Raw genomic sequence first — 12,238 nt, 5'->3', positions numbered from 1 at the left:
AGTTACGAACTTCTACCAATTTAAGGTAGGCCTTTTAGGACAAGCATGCAAAATACGCGGCTTGACAGCACGTAGGCAAAGCGTAAACAAGTAAATCCGCCAACAGTTCCGGCTACGGCGTCCTGCAGCCAGCCATGCCCGGTTCTCTTGTATTTCTTGTTACACTTTTGAATTCGATGCCTGCATGCGGTTTTGCATGGATTCGTTGTCACTGACGCGGACTTTCACATTTTCGGTGCAGAGTTGAGCGGTTTGAGGCATTTTCAGAGGCTATTGTGACTTTTAAGTGGAGAAAAAGCTGATGCGCAAACACATTCAAAATCTGGAACGACTCTGCCAAAAACTGCAGTGCCGGTATGGCCCGGACGATGAGTTGGTCATGCAGGTGAAGCATGAAATTGATTTAAACGCGACTAGGATTTCAAAGAATCGTTCTAGTGAAAACCAAGGTCGACACTGGGAACACAAGGAAGAGTTCTCCACGCCCATGCAGTGAAAAGCTGGCTTGGCTGACGCTAAGTTGCTGCAAAAATCTCGGCGTTTGATCTCAAAATCAGACGCTGAACCGGACTTGTCGGGCTTTTTTCCTCATCAGACCAGTACAAGCAGTACAGGCTGGTGGTCAGATGCGTCACTCATCGCGTCCACTCGCACTTCCTTTACCCGGTGCGCAAGATCCTCGCTAACTAAGATGAAGTCTAAGGTGAGCGGGGGGTCGGGCCACTGGGTCTTATCGTAAATGCCCACTGTTGGGGCATGTGGCTGGCCATAATGGGTAATTTCCCAAGCATCACGGTAAGGGCGCGTGGCATCGTCCATCGCAGCCAGCATTCGCGCCATTTCAGCAGACTCAGGCAGGCAGTTGAAGTCACCAGTGAGGATCGATGCCGCAGCACGTGGTACGGAAAAGAACGGACCTTCGGATATTTGGCCCGGTCGCAGGCTATGGGCTTGGGCTGTGGCTTCCTGATGCAATTGGCGCATCCGCTCTACCTGAGCAGCGCGCTGTCGGCTGGAATAGTATTCAAGATGGGTGGTCGTGACGCGCACCAAACCCAAAGGTGTGTCCAGCGTGGCTTCCAGGGCAATCCGTTGCATGCTGGAAACACCCGGATCAGCCGGCCATGGCAACAGGTGACGAAATACCTGCAGCACAGGAAAACGCGAAAAAATCATGTTGCCGAATGTGCGGCGACCACCCGCTGGATGGGGGATATCGGTGGCCACGCCCGCGACTGCGGTATAGCCCGTCAGAAGACCGGCCAAATCCTGGAACTGGTCCCGACCATCGCAGCCCGGCAATTCGGGATAACCGGCGGAGACTTCTTGGAGACAAAGCACGTCGAAATCAGCCAGGCGGCGTGCATGGGCCACGATCCGGTCAAGATCAACCCTGCCGTCGGCGCCGCGTCCCCATTGGATGTTCCAGGTAATGAGTTGCATACTTCGTCCGAAAATTTGGTCCAAACAGCAATCGCCTGAGTTGGCGATTACCCAAGCGCACCTTGGTCAATGACGCACCGCCCCAGTGCAGTCAGCACAAAACAGAATGGCTACTCAATTCAAGCAAGAGCCACCTTATCACTTCGATCATGGAACATGCAATCCAGAAAACAGGTCAAGTGTTGCCTGCAGACGACTTCATACGCTCACATTTTTGATACGGCATTTTTACTCACCCGTTGGTAACTTAGAAAACATGCGCGTTTAATTTCATGCAGGTTTTGCGTGGTTTTGATCGCCTACGTATTCAATCGGCGCCAACAAAGTTGGGGCCAGGCGGCCGAAAATCGTTGATCCATCCATGGATCCGAAAATTCCAGGCACATCGTCTTATCTGACGGGTTTCCCATTCGCCAGTTGAAATCGGCAGCTTGGATCAAAACCGGATTGGCGCTAACAGCGCGTTTGTAAGCCGGAACCCCCAGCGGATGAAAACCATTTTTTTGCATAAAGAAGTTACTTATTATTCTTTTGAGTTTTAAACAAATGCTTTCAAAATCCACGCATTCAACTTTTTGCATCTATTGATCGGGGAAAATCGCCATGGCCACACGTCGTCACTTTGTTAATTTCTCAACCCGTGCCTTGCTGGCCCTGGGCTTCGGGGCGGCACTTGGCGGCGCCAGCCTGGTCGGTCATGCCCAGCAGCCACCCGTGACGCTGCTCAACGTGTCCTACGACCCGACACGCGAACTCTACGTGGATTACAACGCCGCCTTCGCCAAATACTGGAAGGCCAAGGCCGGCCAGATTGTCACGATCAAGCAGTCGCATGGCGGCTCGGGCAAGCAGGCGCGCTCGGTGATCGACGGCATCGACGCCGATGTGGTCACGCTGGCGCTGGCGGGCGACGTCGATGCGCTGGTGAAGAACGGCGGCTTGATTCCGAAGGACTGGCAAAAGCGCCTGGCGCACAACTCGGCGCCCTACACCTCGACCATCGTGTTTCTGGTGCGCAAGGGCAACCCCAAGGGCATCAAGGACTGGGACGACCTGACCAAGCCGGGCGTGGCCGTCATCACGCCCAACCCCAAGACCTCGGGCGGCGCACGCTGGAACTACCTGGCGGCGTGGGAATTCGCCAAGCGCAAGAACGCCGGCAGTGAGGCCAAGGCCAAGGAGTTTGTCGGCAACCTGTACAAGAACGTGCCCGTGTTGGATACCGGCGCGCGCGGCTCGACCATCACTTTTGTCCAGCGTAACGTGGGCGACGTGCTGCTGGCCTGGGAAAACGAAGCCTTCCTGGCGCTCAAGGAATTTGGCGCCGACAAGTTCCAGGTCGTCGTTCCTTCGATCAGCATTCTGGCCGAACCCACGGTGACGCTGGTCGATAAAAACGTGGACAAGAAAGGCGCGCGCGCCGTGGCCACCGCCTACCTCGACTACCTCTATTCCGACGAAGGCCAGGACATTGCCGGACGCAACTACTACCGCCCGACCGGCGAGAAGGCCAAGGCCAAGTACGCCAGCCAGTTCCCCAAGCTGACGCTGTTCACGATTGACCAGGGTTTTGGCGGCTGGACCAAGGCCGACAAGGACCACTTCGCCGACGGCGCCTCGTTCGACCAGATCTACACGCAGAAATAAGCCCCAGCCATCGCAAGCACCAAGCCCCCCTTACGCAGAGCAAAAACAGAGAACGCCACGAAAAAAGGATTCCGGAGCGCGTGCTGCAGCCGCCGGCTGAAGAAGCGCCGTCATGCGATCTGGCCTGGCCCGCAACGCCCGCGCATGGCCTGCGCTGGATGGGTTGATGAATAAATATGCCTTTTGCGCAATAAGCACGGGCGCAGGCAGCTATTTATTTGATAGCATTCTGTTCTTTTTCATCGTTTCCTCACCGCTTTTCTCTAGATTTTTTTAATCGTTTTCGGGATTCAATGCGGGTGGTCGCACAGGAAGGGAAAAGCCGGCAATCAAAGTTGCAGGTTTTTCGTTTAGCACCGTTTGCACCGGGCATCGGCGGTGTGTGCGAATGCTATTCTGGCGCCAGCATGAACAAAGCCTTCACCAAAGAAACCGATGCTGACGACGAGGACGAGCTTCCCGTTCCCAGCCAGCCGGCCAGCGGCAAGAACTACATCACGCCTCAAGGCTATGCGCGTTTGAGGGGGGAGTTGCTCGACCTGATCGACAACGAGCGGCCCAAGATCGTGGATGTCGTTCACTGGGCGGCGAGCAACGGCGACCGGTCTGAAAACGGCGATTACCTGTACGGCAAAAAGCGCCTTCGGGAGATTGATCGGCGTATCCGCTTTTTGACGCAGCGGCTTGAAATCGCTGAAATCAGCAACCCTGGCATTCACCACGGCAATGACCAGGTGTTTTTTGGCGCCACGGTCACCTATGCCGATGAGCAAGGGCTAGAAAGAACCGTGACCATTCTGGGCATTGACGAAGCCGTCAGTGCCATGGGGCAGATCAGCTGGATTTCGCCGGTGGCCCGTGCGTTGTTGAAAGCGCGGACGAGCGACGAAGTGACCCTGGTTACGCCCCAGGGAATGCAGTTGCTGGAAGTGCTGAAAGTGGACTATCCGAAGTCCGGCACGGAGGGCGGGCAAGCTTGAATCGTTCAATGCACGAAGGCAAAGGCAAAGGCAAAGGCCACGCGCTTCAGGCGCTGGCCTTGAAGCGCTGCACCCGAAGCACCGACGGCGCGCGCCTGACATTGCGCATCGCTGCGGCCAGGTGAACGCGGTCGCGCACTGCCACGCTGAACCTCAGGTCGGTGGCGCCGTTTGCCGGCTCATGGCCCATGTCCACATGGGTGATGTCCACCTCGGCGCTGGCAAGCGCGGCAGCCACCTTGGCCAGAACGCCCTTGCCATTGGAAACCGTGACCATGAGATTGGTTTCAAACGCTCTGGTGGGCTCGTCGGACCAGTCGACGGCGATGAAGCGCTCAATGTCGCGTTGCTGCAGGCGCTTGGCCACTGCGCAGTCCTCGGTGTGCACGAACAGGCCCTCGCCCCGCCCGAGGTAACCCACGATGGCGTCGCCGGGAATCGGGCTGCAGCATCGGGCAAACTGGACCGAGCTTTTCTCGCTGCCATCGAGCACCAAGCCGCCTTGCGAGATGGATTCGTGCGGAATATAGCGTTCCCGGCTCATCAGCAAGGCATCGGGTTTCTCGCCTTTCTCAGCCAGAAGCGAGACGATGCGCTTGGCGATCATGCTGGCGATGCGCTTGCCCATGCCGATGTCGGTCAGCAACTCGGCGCGCGAACGGTTGCCGGTGAAGCGAAGGATGTTTTCCCAGGTCGCGTGGTGAGCGTCGTCGTCTTCCGAAAGATGCTGCCGGTCTATGCCTTCGGCCCGCAGCGCCTGGGCGAGCATCTTTTCGCCGAGTTCCTGCGATTCAGTGATCGCCATGCTCTTGAGGTGATGGCGGATTTTTGAGCGCGCCTTGCCGGTCTGCACAAATCCCAGCCAGGCCGGGTTCGGTGTGGAAACCGGCGCGGTGATGATTTCGATGACATCACCGTTCAGCAGTTCGGTACGCAGCGGGACCTGTTCGCCGTTGACCTTGGCGGCAATCGCATGGTGTCCCACATCGCTGTGAATGGCATAGGCAAAGTCAACGATCGTGGCGCCGCGCGGCATCGCCATGATCTGGCTCTTGGGGGTAAAAACGTAAACCGCCTCGGGGAACAGGTCGATCTTGACGTGGTCCCAGAACTCGGCTGCGTCATGGGTTTCTTGCTGGATGTCGAGCAGTGACTGCAGCCATTTGGTTCCCAGGCGCTGCGAGGTGTCGCTGTTCGGATCGGACGCCTTGTACAGCCAGTGGGCGGCCACGCCCGCCTCGGCCACCACATGCATCGCATCGGTGCGCATCTGGAACTCGATGTTGGTTCCGAACGGGCCGACCAGCGTGGTGTGCAGCGACTGGTAGCCGTTGACCTTGGGAATGGCGATGTAGTCCTTGAACTTTCCCGGCAAGGGCTTGTAGAGCTGGTGCAGGATGCCCATGGCGCTGTAGCAGGCGGTCACATCGTTCGCGATGACCCGGAACCCGTACAGGTCGGTTACCTGCGCAAAAGACAGGTGCTTTTGGTCCATCTTGTGGTAGATCGAATAAAGCGTTTTTTCACGCCCATAGATCCGCACGGGAATCTGCGCCGTGGCAAAGGCCGCCTCGACTTCCGACTGAACCCGCTTGATCACGTCGCGCCGGCGTCCTCGCGCCCGCATCAAGGCCTTGGACAAAATGGCATAGCGCCACGGATGCAGGTGCTGGAACGACCGGTCCTGCAGTTCGCGGTAAGTCGAGTTCAGGCCCAGGCGGTGCGCAATCGGGGCGTAGATGTCCAGGGTTTCGCTGGAAATCCGTTTCCATTTCGTGCGCGGCGCGTCGCCAAGCGTTCGCATGTTGTGGATGCGGTCCGCCAGCTTGATCAGTATGACCCGCACATCGCGCGCCATGGCCAGCAGCATCTTGCGAAATGACTCCGCCTGATTTTCTTCGCGGGTGTTGAATTCGAGTTTTTCCAGCTTGGTCAGCCCGTCGACCAGATCGGCTACTGGCGCGCCAAAGCGCTCGATCAGCTCGGGCTTGCTGACATCGCAGTCTTCCATTGCGTCGTGGAGCAGCGCCGCCATCAGGGCTTGCGCATCGAGTTTCCATTCGGCGCATTGCTGGGCCACGGCAATCGGATGCGTGATGTAGGGCTCGCCGCTGTTTCTCAACTGCCCCAGATGGGCCTCGTCGGCAAAGCGGTAGGCCTGCCTGACATTTTCTATATCGGCGGCGTTCAGGTAGTCGAGTTTGGCGGTCAGGGCCGCAAAGCTTGCCGCCGCCGCATTGGCTGCGGCAGGTGTCGGCTTGTGGGGAACGGCGGTGGTCGGCATTGCGTTCATATCCCCGACTGTAACGCCAGCTGAACAAAGTCGATGGAAAATGGCTTTAGAAGGCTTTGAAAATGAAAAAAGCACCTTGCTAGGTGCTTTTTTCATGGATTTGGCAGTTCTAGTTGGGCACTTTTTTCAGCATTTCGAGGCCAACCTTGCCTGCGGCGATTTCCCGCAGGGCGGTCACGCCGGGCTTGTTCTTGCTTTCGATCCTGGCGGCGTGGCCTTGGCTGAGCATGCGGGCGCGGTAGGTGGCAGCCAGAACCAGCTGGAAGCGGTTCGGGATTTTTTCGAGGCAGTCTTCAACGGTAATGCGGGCCATGGTGTTCTTTCAAGTGATCGCTGACTTGGGGGCGGTTATTTAGGGAATGTGAAGCGCCATGAAAGTCTCGGCTCTGGCGCGTCGCTGAGCCGAATATTTCAGCCGCTGGGCATGCACAATGGTTTTCAAGTCGAAAACTGCCCGTTCAAACAACTCGTTGATTATAACGAAGTCGAATTTTTGCGCCTGTGCCATCTCCACGGCGGCGTTCTGGAGCCGCAGTTCGATGACCTCTGCGCTGTCTTCCCCGCGCCGTTGCAGGCGCGAGCGCAGTTCTTCCCAGCTTGGCGGAAGAATGAAGATCAGGACCGCATTGGCAAAAATCTGCTTGATGTTGATGGCGCCCTGAAAATCGATTTCCAGGATCACGTCGGCGCCATGCGCAACCCGTTCCTCAATGGTGTGGCGCGACGTGCCGTAGCGGTGGCCATGGACATGCGCCCACTCCAGAAAGGCATCGCGCGTCACCATGCTGTCGAACTCTTCGGGCGAGAGAAAAAAGTATTCCCTGCCGTGCTTTTCCTGTCCGCGCGGCGGGCGGGTGGTATGCGAAACCGCCGGCTGGATGGCCGAATCGAGTTCCATCAGGGCTTTGACCAGACTGGATTTACCGGCCCCGCTGGGGGCGGCTACAACAAAGAGATTTCCGGGATAGTCCATACTTGGCGAGCGATATTTGCTATTGATTTAGAAGTTATAGGGAGCTTGCGGGGTCATTCGATGTTCTGGACCTGCTCGCGAATCTGCTCGATCAGCACCTTCATGTCGACCGACACATGCGTCAGTTCCAGCGACGCCGATTTGGAGCCCAGGGTATTGGCCTCGCGGTGGAGTTCCTGAATCAGGAAGTCCAGGCGCTTGCCCAGTTCGCCGCCGCCGGCCAGAAGGCGGTCGATTTCATCAAGGTGCGATGCCAGGCGGGTGATTTCCTCGGCCACGTCAATCCGAATGGCGAACGCGGTCGCCTCTGTCAGCGCCCGGTCTTGGGCGATTTCCGGCAGCACGCTGCTGCTGCCCAGCGCCAGTGCTTCTTTCCAGCGTTCCATAAAGCGGGTTTTTTGCTGCTCGACCAGTTTGGGGACCATGGGCACGGCAGATTCAGCCAGCGCCCGCAACTGGGCTGTCCGGTCCAGCAGCATGAGGCTCAGGCGGGCGCCCTCGCGCTCACGCGCAGCCATCAGCTCATGCACCGCCTGTCGGGCGGTCTGCAGCAATTCCTCGCTGAAATCATGCGGCTTTTTATCTTCGTTCGTGGCAATGCGCAGCACGTCCGCCACACTGAGCGGTGCAGCCTGCGGCAACCATGACTTGATGCTGTCTTCAAGCGAGCCCAGCCGCTGCAGCGTGGCAGGTGTTGGCGCGCGCAGGCTGCTGACCGCCGTGCTTTCAAGCGAGACGCGTACCTCGACCTTGCCGCGCTTGAGCGTGCTGGTGAGCAGCTCGCGCAGCGCCGGTTCGGCCTGGCGCAATTCATCGGGAAGACGGAAAGTCAGGTCCAGAAAGCGGCTGTTGACGGAACGGATTTCAATGCCCAGCCGGGAACTGCTGCCCTGTGACGGTTCGGTTTCAAGTGCCGCTTGCGCGGTGCTGGACTGCAGGCTTGCATAGCCCGTCATGCTGTAAACTGACATTAGCTTTTTACGCCTTACTAAAGAGAAAAGAGACTGGGCGAATTTTCACCCAGCCCACCAGAGAATTTATGTCAAAGGTCAAGCCTTCATCCCTGCCGCCTGACACCATGATCGGGGGCTATCGCATTGAACGAAAGCTTTCGGCCGGTGGATTCGGTGTAGTTTACTTGGCCGTTGACAGTGAGGGTCAGCAGTTTGCCATCAAGGAGTACCTGCCGTCGTCCCTGGCAAGCCGCGCCGTCGGCGAATTGCTGCCGCAGGTACTGCCTGAAAAACTTTCGCTGTATCGACTGGGCCTGAAGAGTTTTTTCGAAGAAGGCCGCTCGTTGGCCCAGATTTCGCACGGCTCGGTGGTCAGTGTGCTGAACTTCTTTCGCGAGAACGAAACCGTCTACATGGTCATGAACTATCTGGAGGGAGGAACCCTGCAGGACTTCATCATCACCGCCCGCGACCTGAAAAAACCCAAGGTGTTTCGCGAATCCACCATTCGCTCGCTGTTCGACGAAATCCTGCGTGGGCTGCGCATCGTGCACCAGCACAAGATGCTGCACCTGGACATCAAGCCGGCAAATATCTTCATCACCGACGACAACCGGGCCGTGATGATTGACTTTGGCGCAGCCAGAGAGGTGCTGAGCAAGGAGGGCAACTTTATCCGCCCCATGTACACGCCCGGCTTTGCAGCGCCAGAAATGTACCGACGCGATTCGTCCATGGGCCCCTGGACCGACATTTATGCGATCGGCGCGTGCATCTACGCCAGCATGCAGGGCTATCCGCCCAACGACGCACCGCAGCGGATTGAAAAAGACCGGCTGTTGCTGGCCTTGTCCCGGCTGCGCGGTGTTTATTCCGACAACCTGATCGAGGTCGTCCAGTGGTGCATGGCGCTCGATCCGCTGGCCCGGCCGCAATCGGTGTTTGCCCTGCAAAAGGAACTGAGCCGGGAAAGCGCGCGCCGCTACACCAAGCTCACGGTCGGCGAACGGGTTCGGCTGCAGTTTGACAGCGTGGTATCCGACACCAAGAAAACAGCGCGCAAGGCCAATGTGCTGGGAACCCGGTTCAAATGAAATTTTCGGTTTTTCAGCTCAGTCGCATCGGCGGCCGGGCCATGAACGAAGACCGCATGGGTTACTGCTACACCCGCGAGTCGGGCCTGTTCGTGCTGGCTGACGGCATGGGCGGACATCCTGAAGGAGAAGTCGCCGCCCAGCTCGCGCTCGACACGATTTCGGCCCTGTACCAGAAGGAAGCCAAACCCACCATCGGCAATCCGGCTGAATTTCTTGCCAGCGCGGCGATGGCTGCGCATCACCGGATCATTCGCCATGCGTCCCAGAAAGGAATGCTTGACACCCCGCGAACCACGCTGGTGGCGGCGGTGGTGCAGGGTGCCAGTGCCACCTGGGTGCATTGCGGAGATTCGCGTCTGTACCTGGTGCGCGATGGTCAGTTGCTGATGCGTACCCGCGACCATTCATTTCTTGAGCAGGAGCGGGCCGGTCTGCACGAGTTCGAGCCCGTGAGCCGCAACATCCTGTTCACCTGCCTGGGCTCGCCCGCCAAGCCGACGCTGGAGATTGCCGGTCCATTTGCCTTGCAGCAGGGCGACAAGCTGATGCTCTGCTCGGACGGTTTGTGGGGCAGCCTGAGCGATGTGGAAATCGTTGCGCAACTGAGCGGCCAGAGCGTTTCCAAGGCGGTCCCGGCCTTGGTCGAAAGCGCCTTGCTGGCCGGGGGCGAGCACAGCGACAACGTGACCGTGCTGGCCATGGAATGGGAAACGCCCGATGTGTTTGCGCCCACACGCCTCGGCGCTGCCGACAGTGCGATGGACGGCGGTTTCGCCTCCACGCTCGATGCAGGAGGCTTTGACACCCAGGCCGACGACCTCGATGAAGCCATGATCGAGCGCTCGATTGCTGAAATCAACGCGGCCATCCGCCGTTCGGCTGCCAGGAAAGCCTGATCGGCGCCATTAACCTGCCCCGGCCCGCAGGCCTTGGTAAATCTGTTTCCCCCATTGCTGCTGCAACAGCATTCACTATTAAATTAATAGCTGCTTACGCACACCAGGTAAGCGCAAAAGCCCTATTCCATCATGAAAATTGTTCTTGCATCAAACAACCAGGGCAAACTGGCCGAGCTCCAGGCCATGCTGGCGCCGCTCGGCCTGCAGCTGCTCAAGCAGTCCGATCTGGCCATTCCGGAGGCCGAAGAGCCGTTTCGCACCTTTGTCGAAAACGCGCTCGCCAAGGCGCGTCATGCGTCAAACCTCAGCGGCCTGCCGGCGCTGGCCGATGACGCCGGTCTGTGCGTGGAAGCGTTTGGCGGACAGCCCGGCGTGGACACCGCGTTTTATGCCACGCAGTTTGGCTATGCCAAGGGCGACGACAACAACGTCAAGGCCTTGCTGGAGCAAATGGCCCACCTGACGCAGCGCGCGCAGCGGCGCGCAGCCCTGGTCAGCACGCTGGTCGCGGTGCGCTCCGCAGATGACCCCGAGCCGCTGATCGCCAGCGGGCGCGTGGCCGGCGAAATCGCCCTGGCGCCCGTGGGCAGCAACGGCTTTGGCTTTGACCCGGTGATGTTCGTTCCCGCGTTCGGCCAGACCTTTGCGCAACTGCCGGTCAGCGTGAAGAATGCCAACAGCCACCGCGGCAAGGCCATGCGGCAGATGATTGAATTGCTGGGCGAACGCTGGCTGTCAACTGGACGCACCGCGCCATGAGCCCGCACGATGTCCAGCACTACATGCGCGCTGGCACGCTGCAACTGGCGGCCTTGCCGCCGCTGTCGCTGTATGTGCATTTACCCTGGTGCATCAAAAAATGTCCGTACTGCGATTTCAATTCGCACGAAGTGGCCGGCGAGATGCCCGAGCAGCGCTACATCGATGCGCTGGTGGCCGACCTGGAGGCGTCGCTGCCGCTGATTTGGGGCCGCACGGTGCACAGCATTTTCATTGGCGGCGGCACGCCCAGCTTGTTTTCGCCGCAGGCCATCGACCGCTTGCTGGGCGACATCCGCGCCCGGCTCAAGCTATCGGCCGACTGCGAAATCACCCTGGAAGCCAATCCGGGCACGTTCGAGAAAGACCGCTTCAAGGCGTTTCGCAGCGCCGGGGTGAATCGCCTGTCGGTCGGCGTGCAGAGTTTCGACGACCTTCACCTGAAGGCACTGGGCCGTGTGCACGACCGCGCCCAGGCGATTGCGGCGGTGGAAGAGGCGGCGCAGGCCTTCGACACCTTCAACCTCGACATCATGTACGCGCTGCCAGGCCAGACGCTCGAAAACCAGGCGCAGGACATGCGCCAGGCGCTGGCCATGAACCCACCCCACATCTCGATTTATCACCTGACGATCGAGCCCAACACCTACTTTGCGAAGTTTCCGCCAGTGGTTCCCGAGGAGGACACGGCCTACGCCATGCTCGACCAGATCACCGAAATGACGGAAAGCGCCGGGCTGCAGCGCTATGAAGTGTCGGCCTATGCCAAGGACGGCCACCGCTGCTTTCACAATCTCAACTACTGGCAGTTCGGCGACTACCTGGGCATTGGCGCCGGCGCGCACAGCAAGCTCAGTTTTGCGCACCGGGTGGTTCGCCAGGTGCGTTACCGCGAACCCAAGCTTTACATGGACAAGGCGCTGGCTGGCCAAGCGGTGACGCAGGAAACCGAGGTCAGCCGCGCCGATCTGCCGTTTGAATTCATGCTCAACGCCTTGCGGCTGCGGGACGGCTTCAAGCTGCAGGACTTTGCCGACAAGACCGGCCTGCCGTTCACCGCGATCCAGAAAGGGCTGGAAGAGGCCGAGCGCAAGGGGCTGGTCGAGCGCGATTTTGTGCACGTCAAGCCGACCGAGCGCGGTTTTGACTTTCTGAACGACCTGCAATCGCTTTTCCTGGCCGACTGACCGGGCA

At 58.9% G+C, this 12,238-nt stretch carries 13 protein-coding genes; 7 read left to right on the top strand and 6 right to left on the bottom strand.

The features are described 5' to 3' along the window. Nucleotides 1-301 precede the first annotated feature (301 nt). A complete protein-coding gene (locus ACP7AD_RS00950) occupies nucleotides 302-496 on the top strand; it encodes a hypothetical protein (RefSeq protein WP_426145178.1) in 195 nt (64 codons plus the stop codon). A gap of 95 nt (nucleotides 497-591) precedes the next feature. Here the strand turns inward: ACP7AD_RS00950 and ACP7AD_RS00945 are convergent, their stop codons facing one another. Next, nucleotides 592-1,443: an endonuclease/exonuclease/phosphatase family protein gene (locus ACP7AD_RS00945; RefSeq protein ID WP_426145176.1), complete on the bottom strand. Its 852-nt coding sequence runs from the start codon at nucleotides 1,441-1,443 to the stop codon at nucleotides 592-594. A gap of 299 nt (nucleotides 1,444-1,742) precedes the next feature. Then, a complete protein-coding gene (locus ACP7AD_RS00940) occupies nucleotides 1,743-2,024 on the bottom strand; it encodes a hypothetical protein (protein WP_426145175.1) in 282 nt (93 codons plus the stop codon). Nucleotides 2,025-2,046: 22 nt separating this feature from the next. Between ACP7AD_RS00940 and ACP7AD_RS00935 the strand changes: the two genes are divergently transcribed. After that, on the top strand, nucleotides 2,047-3,090 hold the full coding sequence (locus tag ACP7AD_RS00935; RefSeq protein ID WP_426145173.1) for a sulfate ABC transporter substrate-binding protein: 1,044 nt from the start codon (nucleotides 2,047-2,049) through the stop codon (nucleotides 3,088-3,090). 407 nt (nucleotides 3,091-3,497) lie between these two features. Beyond that, nucleotides 3,498-4,070, top strand: a complete 573-nt coding sequence (greB, locus tag ACP7AD_RS00930) for a transcription elongation factor GreB (protein WP_426145171.1) — start codon at nucleotides 3,498-3,500, stop codon at nucleotides 4,068-4,070. A 46-nt stretch (nucleotides 4,071-4,116) separates the two neighbouring features. Here greB and ACP7AD_RS00925 read toward each other — a convergent pair whose 3' ends face one another. The 4 genes from ACP7AD_RS00925 to ACP7AD_RS00910 form a co-directional block, all read right to left on the bottom strand. Next, on the bottom strand, nucleotides 4,117-6,363 hold the full coding sequence (locus ACP7AD_RS00925; RefSeq protein ID WP_426145169.1) for a RelA/SpoT family protein: 2,247 nt from the start codon (nucleotides 6,361-6,363) through the stop codon (nucleotides 4,117-4,119). Between the two features lie 109 nt (nucleotides 6,364-6,472). Beyond that, nucleotides 6,473-6,676 (bottom strand): DNA-directed RNA polymerase subunit omega, encoded by a 204-nt coding sequence (gene rpoZ, locus ACP7AD_RS00920; protein ID WP_029523754.1) that lies wholly within the window; start codon nucleotides 6,674-6,676, stop codon nucleotides 6,473-6,475. A gap of 39 nt (nucleotides 6,677-6,715) precedes the next feature. Next, the gene (gmk, locus tag ACP7AD_RS00915) at nucleotides 6,716-7,336 is read right to left on the bottom strand and encodes a guanylate kinase (protein WP_426145167.1); all 621 of its coding nucleotides are present in this window, start codon (nucleotides 7,334-7,336) and stop codon (nucleotides 6,716-6,718) included. Nucleotides 7,337-7,389: 53 nt separating this feature from the next. Further along, nucleotides 7,390-8,307 (bottom strand): YicC/YloC family endoribonuclease, encoded by a 918-nt coding sequence (locus ACP7AD_RS00910; protein ID WP_426145165.1) that lies wholly within the window; start codon nucleotides 8,305-8,307, stop codon nucleotides 7,390-7,392. Between the two features lie 68 nt (nucleotides 8,308-8,375). On the opposite strand from ACP7AD_RS00910, the gene ACP7AD_RS00905 reads away from it, so the two are divergent. The 4 genes from ACP7AD_RS00905 (at nucleotide 8,376) to hemW (ending at nucleotide 12,231) form a co-directional block, all read left to right on the top strand. Next, on the top strand, nucleotides 8,376-9,383 hold the full coding sequence (locus ACP7AD_RS00905) for a serine/threonine protein kinase (protein ID WP_426145164.1): 1,008 nt from the start codon (nucleotides 8,376-8,378) through the stop codon (nucleotides 9,381-9,383). Next, nucleotides 9,380-10,282, top strand: a complete 903-nt coding sequence (locus ACP7AD_RS00900; RefSeq protein ID WP_426145162.1) for a PP2C family protein-serine/threonine phosphatase — start codon at nucleotides 9,380-9,382, stop codon at nucleotides 10,280-10,282. The genes ACP7AD_RS00905 and ACP7AD_RS00900 overlap by 4 nt, the downstream gene beginning before the upstream one ends. 132 nt (nucleotides 10,283-10,414) lie before the next feature. Then, a complete protein-coding gene (rdgB, locus tag ACP7AD_RS00895; protein ID WP_426145160.1) occupies nucleotides 10,415-11,044 on the top strand; it encodes an RdgB/HAM1 family non-canonical purine NTP pyrophosphatase in 630 nt (209 codons plus the stop codon). Then, entirely contained in the window at nucleotides 11,041-12,231 is a 1,191-nt protein-coding gene (gene hemW / locus ACP7AD_RS00890; RefSeq protein WP_426145159.1) for a radical SAM family heme chaperone HemW, read from the top strand. Before rdgB ends, hemW begins: the two co-directional genes overlap by 4 nt. Nucleotides 12,232-12,238: the final 7 nt, after the last annotated feature.

Origin of the sequence: Polaromonas sp. DSP2-3-2b2, assembly GCF_049895905.1 — a bacterium.
GTDB lineage: Bacteria > Pseudomonadota > Gammaproteobacteria > Burkholderiales > Burkholderiaceae_C > Polaromonas.
Note: the sequence above shows the minus strand (reverse complement) of the source record. Positions and strands in the feature narration are given on the sequence as shown.